Origin of the sequence: Neobacillus mesonae, assembly GCF_023715155.1 — a bacterium.
Lineage (GTDB): Bacteria > Bacillota > Bacilli > Bacillales > Cytobacillaceae > Neobacillus > Neobacillus mesonae_A.
This window is the reverse complement of the sequence record NZ_JAMBNQ010000001.1, coordinates 209454-226784: the sequence shown is the minus strand read 5'-3', so window position 1 is coordinate 226784 and position 17331 is coordinate 209454. Positions and strand designations below refer to the sequence as shown.

The window sequence follows — 17331 nt, the reverse complement described above, 5'->3', positions numbered from 1 at the left end:
TTTTTATTTATATGGTATTGTAATCTCCTTAAAATCCTCAGCTATATCTGTATTCTCAAAGATTTCCTTTGCCTCATTAACTAACTCTTTCCAATCATTGCGGTTATATCTTGAACTAATATGGGTCAAACATAATTGCTTACATTCAGCCTGTCTGGCAATTTTAGCGGCCTGATGGGTTGTTGAATGGAAGTAATCAAAAGCGAGCTTTTCCTCTTCTTTTGAAAAAGTGGCTTCATGAATTAACAAGTCCGCATCCTTCGCCAGTAAAACGGCGTTTTCACAATACCTGGTATCTCCAAGGATTGTTACAACTCTTCCTTTTTGAGCAGGACCAACAAATTCACATGGTTCAATTATCCTCCCATCCTCTAACGTTACAGCCTCCCCGTTCTTAATTTTTCTAAAAATCGGTCCAGGCTGTACCCCAGCCTCCTTCAGTTTATCCGCCAGCAATGTTCCGGGTCTGTCTTTTTCAACCATTCGATATCCATAAGATGTAATCCCATGCTCTAAAATTTTCGCCTCTACCAAAAATTGCTCATCCTCAAACACAATACCCTCTTCAATCTCAACAATTGTTAAGGGATATTTCAAATACGTTTGGCTGACCGACAAACTGACATTTAAAAATTCCTTAATTCCTTTTGGCCCATATAACGTAACCTCCGATTCTCCCCCTTGGAAGGAACGGCTTGATAACAGGCCGGGAAGACCGTATATATGGTCGCCATGAAGATGGGTGATGAAAATTTTTTCTATTCTTCTCGGTTTAATAGATGTATGTAATATTTGGTGCTGGGTAGCCTCACCTGCATCAAACAGCCAAATGGCACCACGCTCTTCAAGCAGCTTGAGAGCAATTGATGTGACATTACGCTGTTTAGCAGGCATGCCTGCGCCTGTTCCCAAGAAAAACAAATCCATAATAAAAGCCTCCGTTCCATAAGCCATATGGATAATATAGCATAAAAGAAGGATAATTTCCTAAATTCCAGTACTAATAATGAATTTGGATACATGCAAATCATTATATTTGAGAAATCTAAAAGAAACAGATAGTATTGTCTTTGTTCATAAAATACATAAGCCAGCATGCTGCAAGAAAAGAGGTTACAAAACATGGAACAAAACATGGCTTCATTAATTATGATATTCGGGGCTACAGGAGATTTAGCAAAACGAAAGCTATTCCCATCCCTTTACAGATTATTTGAACGTCAAAGATTATCTGAACAATTTGCTGTGATTGGTGTTGGAAGAAGAACTCTTTCCAATGAGGAATTTCAACAATCTGTACAAGAGTCTGTGACATCTGCAATGGGGGAAAAGAGTGACCTTGACAAGTTTATTTCCCATTTTTATTATCAATCACACGATGTATCAGATTCAAGTTCATATGCTGCACTAAAAAAGTTTGCCGATGAAATTGATGAACATTATCAGCTTCAAGGAAATCGGATTTTCTATTTAGCAATGGCACCAGAATTTTTTGGACCAATTGCTTTGCATTTAAAATCAGACGGTTTAACCGATGTAAAAGGTTATAAACGCTTGGTGATTGAAAAACCATTCGGGCATAACCTGGAATCGGCTATGGAATTAAATCAACAAATTAGAACCGCTTTTTCCGAAGAAGAGATTTATCGGATTGATCACTATTTAGGAAAAGAAATGGTCCGAAATATTGAGGTCATCCGGTTTGCCAACGCCATATTTGAGCCACTTTGGAATAACCGTTATATTTCCAATATTCAAGTGACATCCAGTGAGGTTCTCGGAGTGGAAGAACGCGGCCGTTATTATGAATCAAGCGGCGCATTGCGTGATATGCTGCAAAATCACATGCTGCAAATGGTGGCTCTGCTTGCAATGGAACCCCCTATCTCCCTTACAACCGATGAAATCCGTTCAGAAAAAGTAAGAGTATTTCGTTCGCTTCGTACGATTGAACAGAAAAAAGTAAAAGATTATTTTGTTCGCGGTCAGTATGGTGAGGGAACAATTGAGGGCAAACAGGTTCCAGAATATCGTGATGAACCAATGGTAGACAAAGAATCCAACACTGAAACCTTTGTTGCCGGAAAAATTATGATTGATAATTTTCGCTGGGCAGGTGTTCCGTTCTATATTCGTACAGGAAAAAGAATGGAAACAAAATCAACAAAGATCGTTGTTCAATTTAAAGATATCCCTATGAACTTATACTACCAGCCGAAAAAAATGCTTAATCCAAACCTGCTGGTAATTCATATTCAGCCTGAGGAGGGCATTACGTTACACCTGAATGCTAAACAAACGGGCTCTGGCAGTCAGCTTGATGCACAAACAGTGAAATTAAGTTTTTCAAATTCAGGCACAAATGCCATGAATACTCCAGAAGGATATGAAAAACTGCTTTACGACTGCATGCGCGGCGATGCTACAAATTTCACCCACTGGGATGAAGTCGCCTATTCCTGGGCTTTTGTTGATAAGATTTCAAAGGCATGGGAAAATGAAAAAGCTGATTTTCCAAATTACCAGGCTGGTTCAATGGGACCAGAAGCAGCAAACAAACTTTTAGAAAAAGATGGATTCTTCTGGTGGCCAATCACAAATCTAGATGTAGATAACTGTAAATAAAAACAAAAGCTCCACATGCTGACTATCGGCAGTGGAGCTTTTACTCTTTTTCTCGATCTTGTTGTGAAAAAGAACGAAGAAAATCCTTATTAAAACTAGTGGAAGTACCTACTTGATTATTTGGGTCCAATTGATGCGAACCAGCTCTTTCAATAATATTTTTCCCGTATTTTTCCCTTAAACTGGACAGCGTTTGAATCAAGGGTTCCTTTTGAGCATCTTTCTCATAAGAAAATAAGTCCAATTGTTTATAAGCAAAATCAGGCTCCACTAAGTCATATCCGGTGATTCCTAATAATCGGACAGGGTCGCCATTCCAATGTTTTAGAAAAAGCTGCTTGGCAGCTAAGGCGATATCTTCTTTTTGCTGTATCGGATTTCCCAGCTTTTTGCTTCTTGTAATGGTTTTTCGATCCTTATAACGAATAGTAATTCCTAAGGTGACAGCTAAGACATTTTTTCGCTTCAGCCTGATAGAGACAGTTTCCGCCAAGGATTCCAGTATGTGAAAAAGGTCTTGCTGGTTGGTCATATCCCTCGGAAGTGTTGTAGAATTCCCGATGCTTTTAAATTCTTCTACTGATTCCGGATCTACATGGCGTTTATCCACTCCATTTGCTCGTTCTTTTAAACGGATTCCATTAATCCCTAAAAGTTTTTTTAATTGAATCTCATTTGCTTTCGCCAACTGGCCAATGGTATGAATTCCAATTGTTTTAAGTTTCTCTGCTGTTTTTTTGCCGACCCCGTGCATTTCATTTGTCTCTAACGGCCAAAGGACAGCAGGAATATCCCGTTTTCGCAAAATAGTGATCCCCATTGGCTTTTTCATATCTGAAGCGGTTTTCGCTAAAAATTTATTTGGCGCAATTCCAATACTGCATGGAAGATCCAGCTGTTTAAGAATTTGCTTTTGAATGCTTTCAGCAATTTCAATAGGAGAACCAAGCTCAAAGCTGTCTGTAATATCCATATATCCCTCATCAATAGAGACAGGCTCAACCAGCGGAGTGTACTGCCTTAAAATTCCAAACATGCCCATGGATGCGGCACGGTAACGGTCAAAATTAGGTTTTTTCACAATTAAATGAGGGCAAAGCTTTTTCGCTTCCCACAATGGCATAGTGGTTTTAACCCCGTATTTTCTAGCTTCATAGCTGCAAGTAACGATAATCCCCCGTCTTTCTTCAACATTACCGGCAATCGCCAGAGGCCTTCCTTTAAGTGACGGGTCATAGGCCATTTCCACTGAGGCATAAAAGCTATTCATATCCACATGCAAAATGACTCTGCCGTTTTTGGGATACATTTCTTTCATGCTGACACATCCTTACAATGTTCTCCCTCTATTATATCAAAAAGAGAGCCCAAACTTTAGGCTCTCCTGTTAAGAAATTATTGGTTTGTCACAACATCGATAATCGCTAAAGTCATTTCTGCAAGCTTGTATAGTTCTGCAACCGGCATCCGCTCATTTGTTGTATGAATCTCTTCATAACCTACTGCAAGGTTGACCGTTGGAATATTAAAGCCATTAAATACATTGGCATCACTGCCTCCTCCGCTATGCAAGAGTTCACAGCTGCGTCCTATCTTAGAAGCTGCTTTCCGGGCTATTTCAACAACCTCGTCGCCACCGCCAAACTTAAATCCTGGGTACATCACTTCCACGTCGACCTCTGCTCTTCCTCCCATTGCTGCAGCAGTGGTTTCAAATGCCGTTTTCATTTTATTAACCTGTGCTTCCATTTTTTCATTAATCAGCGAACGGGCCTCAGCTAAGATATCAACACGATCGCAAACAATATTCGTTGCTTGTCCGCCTTCAAACCGGCCGATGTTTGCTGTCGTTTCATTGTCAATCCGTCCAAGCGGCATTTTTGCAATTGATTTAGCGGCAATTGTAATAGCAGAAACTCCTTTTTCTGGTGCAACACCTGCATGAGCTGTTTTACCATAGATTACTGCCTTTACTTTTGCCTGCGTTGGTGCTGCCACAACCACATTCCCAACTAAACCATCACTATCAAGAGCATAGCCGTATTTTGCTTTCAAAAGTGATGGATTGATTGCCTTAGCCCCTTGAAGTCCTGATTCCTCGCCGACAGAGATAACAAATTGAATCAACCCATGAGGAAGACTTTGTTCTTTTAATAAGCGGATGGTTTCAAGCATAACGGAAATGCCTGTCTTATCATCCGCACCTAAAATCGTTGTTCCATCTGTGACAACATAGCCATCTTTAATGGAAGGCTTCACGCCTTTTGCAGGTGTCACAGTATCCATATGGCAGGAAAAATAAATCGGATCGACTCCTTCATTCGTCGCAGGCAGTGTACAAATTAAGTTTCCTGCACCATGTCCTGTTACTGCCATTGTATCATCTTCAAAGACTTCTAGGCCTAAATCTGTAAACTTTTGCTTTAGAACTTTGGCAATTTCAGCTTCATTTCTTGTTTCTGAATCAATTTGCACCAGCTCTAAAAATTCATTTAACAGGCGTTCTTGATTGATCATTTTTGAACCCTCCGTAATATGTATTCACTATATTAGTATACCTTTTCCATATCTTAGCATCAAATAACGGGGCTTCATAAGATTAAAGCGGAATATTCCCATGTTTTTTATATGGCCGTGATTCTTTTTTATTACGGAGCATTTCTAATGCTTGAATGATTTTAATTCTTGTTTCCCGCGGGTCTATCACATCATCAACCATTCCTCTTGATGCGGCCACATAGGGATTGGCAAATTTATCGCGATATTCTGCAATTTTTTCCTGTCTGATTTGTTCTGGGTTATCACTGTTCTGAATCTCCTTGGCAAAAATGATATTAGCGGCACCTTGAGGGCCCATAACAGCAATTTCTGCATTTGGCCAGGCAAAGACAAGATCTGCCCCGATTGACTTACTGTTCAGTGCCACATATGCACCGCCATATGCTTTTCGTAAAATTACCGTAAGCTTTGGCACAGTCGCCTCAGAATAGGCAAATAAAATTTTAGCCCCGTGGCGAATGATACCGCCGTGTTCCTGCTTAATTCCAGGGAAGAAGCCGGTCACATCTTCGAATGTAATAATCGGAATGTTAAAGGAGTCGCAAGTACGAATAAATCTTGCAGCTTTATCTGAGGAGTCGATATCCAAACCTCCCGCCATCACTTTTGGCTGATTGCAGACTAATCCAACTGTTTCCCCTTTTATTCTAGCAAAACCTACAACAATATTTTTTGCAAAGTCTTTCTGAATTTCCATAAAGGAATTATGATCAACAACCTGATCGATGACTTTTCGGACATCATATGGCCGGACTGCATCGAATGGAATCGCATCGGTAAGATCTGGACGGTAATCATCTGATTCCTCTATAGCCGCATGCGGTGTTGTTTCTTGATTATTTTGCGGCAAATAACCTAATAGATTTCGGACCTGTAATAGTGCCTCTTCTTCTGTTGCCGCACGAAAATGGGCATTTCCGCTGATGGTGTTATGTACATTTGCCCCGCCAAGGTCTTCCGAGGAAATTTTCTCTCCTGTAACTGTTTCAATTACCTTTGGACCCGTAATAAACATTTGACTCGTTTTCTCAACCATAATAACAAAGTCAGTAATGGCTGGTGAATAAACAGCTCCTCCTGCACATGGTCCCATAATGACAGAGATTTGCGGAATAACCCCCGAATAAATGGAGTTACGGTAGAAAATATGACCGTAGCCATCCAAGGATACGACTCCTTCCTGAATCCGTGCACCTCCTGAGTCATTCAAGCCGACAAAAGGTGTGCCATTTTTTGCAGCTAAGTCCATGACAGTGGCAATTTTCTTGGCATGCATTTCCCCAAGGGCCCCGCCAAATACCGTAAAGTCCTGAGAAAACAGATAAATCGGCCGTCCGTTAACTTTTCCATAACCGGTTACAACTCCGTCACCGGGACCTTTTTGCTCATCCATTCCAAAATCTGTTGTCCTGTGCTCAATAAATGTATTAAGTTCCACAAAACTGCCTTTATCGACCAATAGTTCAATTCGCTCGCGGGCTGTTAATTTCCCTTTTTCATGTTGTTTATCAATCCGTTCATCTCCGCCGCCAAGTTCCACTTCTCTGCGCTTATCATACAATTCATTAATTTTTTCATAGATGTCCATATTCATTACTCCTTCTTCTCTCTCTTTTCACAAAGCTCAAATAACACACCTGATGCAGATTTTGGATGCATAAATGCAATATCAGCTCCACCTGCACCAGATCTAGGTTTCTCATCAATCATACGAATTCCATTTTCCTTTAATTCTTTTATTCTTTCTTCAATGGAATCTACTCCGAGAGCGACATGGTGGATACCTTCTCCGCGCTTTTCGATAAATTTGCCAACAGCGCTTTCATTTGACGTCGGCTCAAGAAGTTCTAATTTGATTTCTCCAGCTTTTAAAAAAGCAACTTTTACCTTTTGGCTGTCAACCTCTTCAATTTTTAGTAAAGGGAGACCTAATACCTCTGTGTAAAAAGGAAGTACAGCTTCAAGCGATTTCACTGCAATGCCAATATGGTCTACTTTTTTTATCATTTTTAATCCCTCTGTTTCAGTTTTAACATAGTTTCGACAATTACTTTATTCGTGATAAATTTTATAAATCCTTCCTGAATTGCATAGTTGTTTCCGTTGTCCATTTTGATTTTTCCTTGTACAATATATATTAATAGTAAAGTCCCAGGGAGGAATCCATATTGAAAAAGAAAAATACGAGAAAAATTATTGTTTATCTAATGTTATTCGCAATGCTTGCCTCAACCCTCCTTATTGGAATCGGCCAATTTTTATCTTAAATATATAAAACGGGACTGTTCGTATGAACAATCCCGTTTTTATTATTTAATGGCCTGATATTTTCTTGCCAGTTGTTCAAATGACTTTTGGGAGGATATCACTAATATTTTGGTTCCAAGAGGTATTTGCGGATATAAAGAGCTGATTACTTCATTTTGTGCTCGAACGCAGCCTTGGGAAACATATTTACCAATCGATGCTGGCTGATTCGTCCCATGGATGCCGTATATTCTGCCGTCCGTTCCCCTGGCATCAAAGCCAATCCACCTTGCACCGAGAGGATTGTTGGGGTCACCGCCGGGAATATTTTTACGACGATAGTAGGGATTTTCCGCTTTTACAGTTATGGTAAACAGACCTTCAGGAGTCAATTCTTCTGTTTTGCCGGTGCCAACACTGACAATTGTCTGCACCCTGTTGTCGTTTATAAAGGCAAGTTCATTTTGACTTTTATTTATAATCACAAATGGATTGCCAGGTAAAGGATTTGGTCCTAAGGGCCATAGTGGCGAGAGAAAAAAAACAAGAAGAAATGACGATAAGAGGTTAGGCAAATCATCCACCTTCCTTTTTCCTCCTAGTTTGCATCATTCTTCATATAGTCATTCACTTTATTCCTAACAAAAAAAGATGATCATCACAAATTAAGTAGTTCCGATAATGTGGAGAATATCTAAAACCACAACACAAATAACATAAGAATGCGTTGCATGAATAACAAGTAATTAAAAATATAACTAGCACACAAAAAAGCTCTTTAATATGGAGAGGTTGTACAAGTCGTTAAACGCTGAGGCAAATTTGATAAATAGGCGGAGAAATTTCCTTTAAGTAACAAAAAACACTGAAAATAGCTAAAATAGACGGAGGGTTTCCGCCTGATTTTGTCCTTCATAACGCCGATGAAAGACAGTTTCGTCCTTTTTACAGTAATTTTGTCCTTCATAACGCCGATGAGAGACAGTTTCGTCCTTTTTACAGTAATTTTGTCCTTCATAACGCCGATGAAAGACAGTTTCGTCCTTTTTACAGTAATTTTGTCCTTCATAACGCCGATGAAAGACAGTTTCGTCCTTTTTACAGTAATTTTGTCCTTCATAACGCCGATGAAAGACAGTTTTGTACTTTTTACAGTAATTTTGTCCTTCATAACGCCGATGAAAGACAGTTTCGTCCTTTTTACAGTAATTTTGTCCTTCATAACACCGATGAGAGACAGTTTTGTACTTTTTACAGTAATTTTGTCCTTCATAACGCCGATGAAAGACAGTTTCGTCCTTTTTACAGTAATTTTGTCCTTCATAACACCGATGAGAGACAGTTTCGTATTTTTTACCAATTGACTCGACAAATATGAAATTAGGTAATTTTGCTTTGGATAAACGGAAAACCTCCCCTTATATTCCTCGAAACGAGCTCCATTCTGCATATAGCGGAAAAATCTCCGCTTATTTTACCTTCGCCGGTTACCCAATTATGGATTAGACTACTTGTGTTTCAAAAAAACCAAGTGAACCTCAGTAAAAAACAACCTAGTAAATTGCCTAGGAATTAACAAGTAATTAGCACAGCACATTGACAACAACTATTGTCAATATGTTTTTTAGGCTGCGATTTTGCTGGCTAATTAAAGTGGTTATAGCTCTTGGTCGTTGATATAAAGAGGAAAATAGGAGACAAAATCGTATGCGATTTTGTCTCCTATTTAACATGCTGTTTGGTATGTTTCTCCACCGAAACGGAACTACTTAATCACAAATGACCATCTTTTTTGTTATAGCATTTTTTCTAAAAATTCATGTGCCCGCTCACTTTTTGGATTAGAGAAAAACTCCTTAGGTGGTGCATCTTCAAGAAGAATCCCGCCATCAAGGAATAGCACCCGGTCAGCTACTTCACGGGCAAAGCCCATTTCGTGCGTTACAATGGCCATCGTCATCCCGGTATGAGCCAGTGTCTTCATAACCTCTAATACTTCTTTTACCATTTCCGGGTCAAGGGCAGACGTCGGTTCATCAAAAAGCATGACTTCAGGTTCCATCGCTAAGGCCCTTGCAATAGCAACCCGCTGTTTTTGACCCCCGGATAATCGCTTAGGATACTCGTTTACTTTTTCCGATAAGCCTACCCTTTTTAATAGGTCAAAAGCAGTTTTTTCAGCTTGTCCCTTTGACAGCCCTTTTACCTTCATTGGTGCGTAGGTAAGGTTTTGCAGGACTGTTTTATGAGGAAAAAGATGAAAGTGCTGAAATACCATCCCTACATTTTGCCGAATCTTCATGATATTTGTTTTTTTATCTGTTGCTTCTTGATCCCCAATCCAAATTTTCCCCTTGGTTGGCGTTTCTAGGAGGTTCATACAGCGTAAAAAGGTAGATTTACCCGAACCAGATGGGCCGATGATTGCGACAACTTCACCAGTATTAATGGTTGTTGAAATTCCCTTTAAAACTTCAAGATTCCCAAAATTTTTATACAAATTTTCTACCTTAATCACTGCGTCTCATTCTCCTTTCCACTGCTTTCCCTAATAGAGTCAAGGTAATAACCATTAAATAATAAATAATACCAGCGAGAATTAATGGTTCAAAATAAGAATAGTATTGTGCCCCCACTTGGTAAGCACGACGCATAATATCCATAACACCAATTGTTGTGACAATCGCTGACTCTTTTGTAAGCGAAATAAATTCATTCATTAATGCAGGAAGAATGTTTTTAAGCGCCTGAGGGAGGATAAGATCCCACATCATTTTTCCATAAGGTACGCCCAATGCCATCGCAGCTTCCTGCTGGCCTTTATCAATGGCCATAATACCGGCACGAATAATTTCTGAAATATAAGCACCCGAATTAAGGGAAAAAGACAAAATGGCAGCAGTATATGGCTCAACTTGGAAACCAAAAATCTGCGGTGAACCAAAATAAATGATCATTAATTGCAGGACTAAAGGTGTACCGCGAAATATAGATGTATAAAAATCGGCAAACCATCCAAGAATTTTGACTTTGCTTATTTTAAATAACGATAGGATGATTCCAAAGACAAACCCTAAAACTGCCGCAATAACGACAATTTTTAAAGTGACAAGAATTCCTTTTAAAATATAGGGCAAAGATGGGATAAATTGCATAAAATCTAAGTCCATCATATACCTTCCTTTCAATAAAATAGTAGAGACGTCCGGAAGAAAAATACCTCTCCCAAACGTCTCTAGTCAAGAAAATTACTGTTCTCCGCCGAACCATTTTACAACTAATTTATCAAGTTCGCCATTTTCCTTCATTTTCTTTAACTCTTCATTAAATTTCTTTGTTAATTCACTGTTTTTTGGAAAAGCAATTGCGGATCCTGCATCTTCAGGTTTGTCACTAATCGTAAAATCTGTAAGATCTTTTTCTTTATTGATATATCCTTTAGCAACTGTATCTTCAATAATTGCTGCATCAAATCTGCCGGATTTCATTTCTTGAATTAGATCTGGAATACGGTTACGGTCTTCTATTTTAATATCGACCTGCTTAGCAATCTCTTTCGCTTTTTCTTCTTGAATAGAACCAAGCTGCACTCCAACTGTTTTTCCTTTTAAGTCTTCTAAAGATTTAATGTTGCTCTCTTTTTTGGAAACAATCATGTGTTTAGCTGTGTAATAAATATCACTGAAATCAACGTTTTTCTTTCTTTTTGGTGTTGGAGTCATACCTGCCATTACAAAGTCTGCCTGACCTGATTTAAGGGCTTGTACTAATCCATTAAAATCCATATCCTTTACTTCTACTTTATAACCTAGTTTACTAGCAATAGCTTTTCCTAAATCAACATCGAACCCAATAATCTCATCACTTTTCTCTGTTTCAACATATTCAAATGGTGCATAGTCAGCAGATGTGCCCATCACCAATACTTTTTTATCGCTGCTGCCCGCTTTGTTCTCTTTATCACTAGTTCCGCAAGCAGCAAGACCTACTGCCATTACCATTGTTAACAATAGTATAAGTACCTTTTTCATTTGGTATTCCCCCTTTGATGTATTTCATATAATTTGATTAATAGGCGACTGAATTAATAATTATTCAATGTAATGAATTTTAACACAGAATTATTATTATGCAAATATATTTTTCTAAATAACCAGCCTTTTTTTAAAAAGTAATTTTTCCCAGACTAAAAAAAGTCAACCTCATGTGAGATTGACTTTTTCTCTAAATTATACTTCTTCACAGTATTTTTCAAATTCCTGCTGTAATTTTGATACTACTGTTGCAGGGTCATACCCTTCGATTTGATGTCTTTCCAGCATAGAACAAATTTTTCCGTCCTTTAACAATGCAAAGGATGGTGAGGATGGCGGAAAACCAGTAAAGTAGCTTCTCGCCTTTTCCGTTGCTTCTTTATCCTGTCCGGCAAATACTGTTACAAGATGGTTAGGACGTTTATCATAATGAATCGCGTGAGCAGCTGCAGGACGGGCAATGCCCCCGGCACAGCCGCAAACCGAATTAATCATTACCAAGGTTGTTCCTTTACGCTCTAATGCTTCTTCTACTTCTTCAGGTGTTGTAAGCTCTTCGTAACCAACAGAAGTAATCTCCTGACGCGCCTGGCGGACAACATCATTCATAAAAATATTAAAATCCATACTCATCTATTTCTTTCACTCCTTTAATTTAGCCTATGCTACCATATTAACAGGTGAAATGCATTTTTTCCAAATAGTATTACTTAGAAATGAAATTGTTTAAAAAGAATGTCCACTGCCGAAGCAACAGTTTGATCTCCGGCAATGACTTCATTCTCTAATTTCGGCAGCAGATTCTTAATTTCCGGATGATGATAAAAATGATAGTGCAGCTGGTCTGTAATTAATGCATAAAGCCATTCACGCGCCTGTGCTTTTCGTCTCTCTCCAAAAACTCCCGAATCTTTTCCTGTCTCTTCGAAGTTTTTAATCATTTCCCAAATTTCACTGATGCCTTCCCCAGTAAAGGAAGAACAGGTATATGCTTTCGTTTCCCAGCCTTTTGTTGCAGGCTGAAGAAAATGAAGAATTCGTTTATACTCATGCCTTGTTTTTTCTGCCCTCGGCTTATTATCACCGTCCGCTTTATGAACAATAACGGCATCGGCAAGTTCCATAATTCCTTTTTTCATTCCCTGCAATTCATCGCCTGCACCCGTTAATACCAGCAGCATAAAGAAATCAACCATATCTCTGATAATAACTTCACTTTGCCCGACACCAACGGTTTCAATTAAAATTACATCAAAACCAGCTGCTTCACATACAAGCATCGTTTCCCGGGTTTTTCGGTGGACACCGCCAAGTTTTCCGGCAGATGGTGAAGGGCGGATAAATGCCCGCGGATTCCTTGCAAGCCTCTCCATCCGGGTTTTATCACCAAGAATACTGCCCCCGCTGATGCTTGAACTTGGATCAATGGCAAGGACCGCTACCTTTAATCCCTTGCTGCAAAGATAATTTCCATAAGCTTCAATAAATGTACTTTTTCCAGCTCCAGGCACCCCTGTTATCCCAATCCGAATTGAATTGCCGCTGTATGGCAGAAGTTTTTGCAAAAGGTCCTGTGCCTTTTGGAAATGGTGTTGTGCATTACTTTCTATAAGCGTAATCGCCCTTGCGAGCAGACCTCTGTTTCCGTTTCGGACACCATTGAACAACTCTTCTATAGCAGGCTCCTGCACGTTTCGTTTGGTAAAACGGCTGTTTTTTTGAAGAGAACTCTCCTGCCCTTCTATCGGTTCTCCTTTTCTTACCACACTTGAACAAAGGTCAGGATTATCCGGGTCACTCCATTCAGGCTTATAATCATCAGCGGCCATTAGTTTCTACTTCCTCATAACCAAGCTGTTGATAAATAGCTTTAATGACTTTTTGTGCAGAAACCGGAATGACCGTCCCAGGTCCAAATATGGCGGATGCACCATGGTCATATAAAAATTGATAATCCTGAGCTGGTATGACACCTCCGATTACAATTAGAATATCTTCACGGCCTAATTTTTTCAGTTCAGCAGCAAGCTCTGGCAAAAGTGTTTTATGTCCGGCAGCAAGCGAACTCATACCAATAACATGTACATCATTTTCAACAGCTTGCAGCGCTGTTTCCTCCGGAGTCTGGAATAATGGACCAATATCAACGTCAAAACCAAGATCCGCAAAGGCGGTGGCAATCACTTTGGCACCTCGGTCATGTCCATCCTGCCCCATCTTTGCAATTAAAATCCTCGGTCTTCTTCCTTCGTTTTCAAGGAATTCGTCAGACATTTGTTTTACTGCGGCAATTTCTTCTTCATTACTGTAGCTTGAGCTGTATACACCACTGATGGATTGGATTACCGCTTTATGACGTCCTGCGGCTTTTTCAATAGCATCAGAAATTTCTCCTAATGATGCTCTAACTCGTGCTGCCTGAACAGCAAGCTCTAATAAATTTCTTTCACCCGTTTTTGCAGCCTGTGCAAGAGCGGTCAAAGCCTCCTCCACATTCTGATCATCCCGTCCAGCTTTAAGGGAATTTAATTTTTCAATCTGCTTTAGCCGGACGGCTGTATTATCAATATCTAAAATATCAAGCGGCTCTTCTTTTTCAAGGCGGAAGCGGTTAACACCTATAATCGTTTCCTTGCCGGAATCAATTTGTGCTTGTCTTCTGGCGGCCGCCTCCTCAATCCTCATTTTTGGAAGGCCGGTTTCAATTGCTTTTGCCATACCGCCAAGATTTTCGATTTCCTCTATATGGCTCCAGGCCCTTTTCACTAGTTCATCGGTCAGCTTTTCAACATAATAGGAACCAGCCCAAGGATCAATTACCTTGGTAATTCCAGCTTCTTCTTGGAGGAAAAGCTGTGTGTTGCGGGCAATCCGTGCAGAGAAATCAGTCGGCAGGGCAATCGCTTCGTCTAGTGCATTCGTATGCAGGGATTGAGTATGTCCCATTGCTGCAGCATGGGCTTCAATTAACGTTCTGGCTACATTATTAAATGGATCTTGCTCTGTCAAACTCCAGCCGGATGTTTGTGAATGAGTGCGAAGTGCCATAGATTTTTCATTTTTCGGATGAAAGGATTTCATCATTTTTGCCCAAATCAGCCTTGCAGCCCGTAATTTAGCAACCTCCATAAAATAATTCATGCCAATACCCCAGAAAAATGACAGCCTTGGGGCAAATGAGTCAATATCAATTCCTGCTTTAAGACCCGTTCTTACATATTCCAAGCCGTCAGCCAGGGTATATGCAAGCTCTATATCTGCGGGTGCTCCAGCCTCCTGCATATGGTATCCGGAAATACTGATGCTATTAAACTTTGGCATATATTTGGATGTATATTCAAAAATGTCAGCAATAATTTTCATTGACATTTCCGGCGGATAAATATATGTATTTCGAACCATATATTCTTTTAAAATATCATTTTGAATTGTGCCCGATAATTTTTCCTGGGTAACCCCCTGCTCCTCGGCTGTTACGATAAAAAAGGCAAGCACCGGAAGCACCGCACCATTCATCGTCATTGAAACAGACATTTGATCCAGTGGAATTCCAGCAAACAAAGTTTTCATATCAAGTACGGAATCAATGGCCACACCCGCTTTTCCAACATCCCCTACAACACGTGAATGATCAGAATCGTACCCTCGATGGGTCGCAAGGTCAAAAGCCACTGATAAACCTTTTTGTCCCATCGCCAAGTTTCGGCGATAAAAGGCATTACTTTCCTCGGCTGTTGAAAATCCGGCATATTGTCTAACTGTCCAAGGACGATTCACGTACATAGTTGGATATGGTCCCCTTGTAAATGGCGGCAGTCCTGGAAGATGATCCAGATGTTCAATTCCTTTCCGATCTTCTTTCGTATAGAGAGGTTTTAATTTGATCTGCTCATTGGTTTCAAAGAGCAGATTTTCGATAGAATCATTTATTTCCTGCTCTACTTTTTTCTTCCATTCTTCTTTTGTCATTTGCGGTGTTTTATCAAACAATGGAGTGTTTTGAAAATCAGGCTTTTTGTTTTTCATCCATTGTCACCTCCAATTCATTTAAAATGGCAGAAAGTATTTCATAGCAATTGCTTTTAACATGAATAAATTGTTTAATTCCTTCAGCCGCCCACTGATTTTGGCTTTCCTTTTCAGGAAGCCCTGCCAAGAAAAATTCCCTCGTTGGAAACGATTGTTTCAAAGAATTCAGCATTTCATGTCCAAGTGCTTCATATTGTTCATTCGTTCCGCAAATACAAATGAAATGAGCAGATAATGAAGTAAGGAATTGTTTCGCATCTTCAATGGAATGTATTGCATGGCTTTCAATTGTATTGATCCCGCCTGCAGATAAGAAGCCTTTCATGAAATCAAGCCTTGCCTTGTATTGTTTCAATTCCCCAAGGCAGAGCATTCCAACAGCCGGTACAGTCCCTTTTTGGTCAGCCAAATTTTGGGCCTTTCTTCGCAATTGTTCATATGACTCTGCTAATCTTCTTTGAGGTATGGATTCTATATTATTATTTTTTATAACTTTATTTTCTTTTTTATACGTAACCGTTTCATCCAGTTTTGCATAAACATTTGTCCCAACGATGCTTTGTTTTCTCGTCATGACATCATAGCTTTTTTTCGCAAAAGCTTCGGCAATTTCCTTCTGGAGCCAATTTGTTTTTAACCCTTCAAGAATTCCGCCTCTCGCATCAATTGCTTGAAAAAATGCCCATGCCTTTTCTGCCAATTCATCTGTCAACGTTTCTATATACCAAGATCCACCGGCCGGGTCAGCTACTTTTTGCAAATGAGCCTCTTCTTTTAAAATCAGCTGCATATTACGGGCAATTCTTTCTGAGAAAGGGCTTGAGCCAGTGATTCCATCAAATGGCTCCACATGCAAGTATTGGACTCCCCCTAAAACGGCTGCAAAAGCCTCATTTCCGGACCGAAGCAGATTAACCTCTGGATCATGAATTGTTTTTGTAAATCGGGAGGTTTCTGCTGAAATTTGCATTCCTCGTGCTTTCTCTTCGGCTCCATATAGTTCTGTAATTCGATTCCATAGCAGTCTAGCTGCTCGAATCTTTGCCAATTCCATAAAGAAATTACTTCCTATGGAGAACTGAAAAATCATTTTGGAAAGAGCTTTTTCGAGATTAACTTCTGCCTCTAACAGTTTATCAAGATAAAATACACCGGTGGCTGCTGCGATAGCTAATTCTTGAACAGCATTAGCCCCTCCATTATGATAAACTGTTGTATCAATAAGAATTGTACGTAAATTGGGATATTGATTGTTTAATTGCTTTATTTCATTTGCCCACTTTTGTAGTGCTTCTTCCTGAAGAACTCCCTCTTCGGCAAATAATGCTATTTGATCATTAGCAATATATCCAGATAACTGTGCTCCCGTTTTGGATAGATTATTTAAAATCTCCGCCTGGTACTGTTTTGAATTAATTGCAAACGGATATTTTCCCGCTTTATCCCCTATTAATTCTGAAAAACTAGCAGCTATTGTCTTAGAAATCTCAAAGGCATTAGCAGTTTGTCCCTTATTTAAGGCATCTTCAAGCTTTTGTTTTAGCTCTTCAAAGGTTTCGTATTGAATCTTCTGTGCGACTTTCCATTCATTCTTAACGTAGCCTAACAGGTCAGTCCCTCTTCTAAAATCTGACCCTCCAGGGTAGTTCGATACGGATTGTTCATCTTTTTTGGTATAAAGCGGTTTCAAAATAATCGATTCATATGTATTGGTTTGCAATGATTCTGCCCTTTTTCCTTTTAGTGACTGAACAGCCTTTTCATACCAATCGTCCAATGACCCTATTGGAAAATTCTGATTTCTCATTTCATCCAAAACCTTATCCCCCTTCCATGT

At 39.6% G+C, this 17331-nt stretch carries 16 protein-coding genes; 2 read left to right on the top strand and 14 right to left on the bottom strand.

The features are described 5' to 3' along the window. Window positions 1–3: 3 nt before the first annotated feature. Window positions 4–927 (bottom strand): ribonuclease Z, encoded by a 924-nt coding sequence (rnz, locus tag M3183_RS01200; RefSeq protein WP_251465589.1) that lies wholly within the window; start codon window positions 925–927, stop codon window positions 4–6. A 195-nt stretch (window positions 928–1122) separates the two neighbouring features. Between rnz and zwf the strand changes: the two genes are divergently transcribed. Then, window positions 1123–2625, top strand: a complete 1503-nt coding sequence (gene zwf, locus M3183_RS01195; RefSeq protein WP_251465586.1) for a glucose-6-phosphate dehydrogenase — start codon at window positions 1123–1125, stop codon at window positions 2623–2625. 40 nt (window positions 2626–2665) lie between these two features. On the opposite strand, the gene M3183_RS01190 is transcribed toward zwf, so the two are convergent. From M3183_RS01190 to mce, 4 genes are all read right to left on the bottom strand, one after another. After that, window positions 2666–3943 (bottom strand): DNA polymerase IV, encoded by a 1278-nt coding sequence (locus M3183_RS01190; protein WP_251465583.1) that lies wholly within the window; start codon window positions 3941–3943, stop codon window positions 2666–2668. Between the two features lie 77 nt (window positions 3944–4020). Continuing rightward, a complete protein-coding gene (locus M3183_RS01185; RefSeq protein ID WP_251465580.1) occupies window positions 4021–5142 on the bottom strand; it encodes a tripeptidase T in 1122 nt (373 codons plus the stop codon). Window positions 5143–5224: 82 nt separating this feature from the next. Further along, window positions 5225–6772 (bottom strand): acyl-CoA carboxylase subunit beta, encoded by a 1548-nt coding sequence (locus M3183_RS01180; RefSeq protein WP_251465577.1) that lies wholly within the window; start codon window positions 6770–6772, stop codon window positions 5225–5227. A gap of 5 nt (window positions 6773–6777) precedes the next feature. After that, window positions 6778–7191 carry a methylmalonyl-CoA epimerase gene (gene mce / locus M3183_RS01175; RefSeq protein WP_251465574.1) on the bottom strand — a complete coding sequence of 138 codons (414 nt, stop codon included), beginning with the start codon at window positions 7189–7191 and terminating at the stop codon, window positions 6778–6780. A 161-nt stretch (window positions 7192–7352) separates the two neighbouring features. Between mce and prli42 the strand changes: the two genes are divergently transcribed. Next, on the top strand, window positions 7353–7451 hold the full coding sequence (gene prli42, locus M3183_RS01170) for a stressosome-associated protein Prli42 (RefSeq protein ID WP_251465571.1): 99 nt from the start codon (window positions 7353–7355) through the stop codon (window positions 7449–7451). Window positions 7452–7493: 42 nt separating this feature from the next. Here the strand turns inward: prli42 and M3183_RS01165 are convergent, their stop codons facing one another. From M3183_RS01165 to M3183_RS01125, 9 genes are all read right to left on the bottom strand, one after another. Continuing rightward, complete coding sequence (locus tag M3183_RS01165; protein ID WP_251466246.1) at window positions 7494–8006, bottom strand: L,D-transpeptidase; 513 nt, start codon at window positions 8004–8006, stop codon at window positions 7494–7496. A gap of 203 nt (window positions 8007–8209) precedes the next feature. After that, window positions 8210–8881 (bottom strand): hypothetical protein, encoded by a 672-nt coding sequence (locus M3183_RS01160; RefSeq protein ID WP_251465554.1) that lies wholly within the window; start codon window positions 8879–8881, stop codon window positions 8210–8212. Between the two features lie 345 nt (window positions 8882–9226). Then, a complete protein-coding gene (locus M3183_RS01155; RefSeq protein ID WP_251465552.1) occupies window positions 9227–9949 on the bottom strand; it encodes an amino acid ABC transporter ATP-binding protein in 723 nt (240 codons plus the stop codon). Next, a complete protein-coding gene (locus tag M3183_RS01150; RefSeq protein WP_251466244.1) occupies window positions 9942–10601 on the bottom strand; it encodes an amino acid ABC transporter permease in 660 nt (219 codons plus the stop codon). The genes M3183_RS01155 and M3183_RS01150 overlap by 8 nt, the downstream gene beginning before the upstream one ends. A gap of 78 nt (window positions 10602–10679) precedes the next feature. Beyond that, window positions 10680–11462 (bottom strand): transporter substrate-binding domain-containing protein, encoded by a 783-nt coding sequence (locus M3183_RS01145; protein ID WP_251465551.1) that lies wholly within the window; start codon window positions 11460–11462, stop codon window positions 10680–10682. Window positions 11463–11660: 198 nt separating this feature from the next. Beyond that, entirely contained in the window at window positions 11661–12098 is a 438-nt protein-coding gene (locus M3183_RS01140; RefSeq protein ID WP_251465550.1) for a BrxA/BrxB family bacilliredoxin, read from the bottom strand. A gap of 77 nt (window positions 12099–12175) precedes the next feature. Next, the gene (gene meaB / locus M3183_RS01135; protein ID WP_251465548.1) at window positions 12176–13294 is read right to left on the bottom strand and encodes a methylmalonyl Co-A mutase-associated GTPase MeaB; all 1119 of its coding nucleotides are present in this window, start codon (window positions 13292–13294) and stop codon (window positions 12176–12178) included. Then, a complete protein-coding gene (gene scpA / locus M3183_RS01130) occupies window positions 13284–15491 on the bottom strand; it encodes a methylmalonyl-CoA mutase (protein WP_251465546.1) in 2208 nt (735 codons plus the stop codon). Before scpA ends, meaB begins: the two co-directional genes overlap by 11 nt. Then, window positions 15472–17301 (bottom strand): methylmalonyl-CoA mutase subunit beta, encoded by a 1830-nt coding sequence (locus M3183_RS01125; RefSeq protein ID WP_251466242.1) that lies wholly within the window; start codon window positions 17299–17301, stop codon window positions 15472–15474. Before M3183_RS01125 ends, scpA begins: the two co-directional genes overlap by 20 nt. Window positions 17302–17331 lie beyond the last annotated feature (30 nt).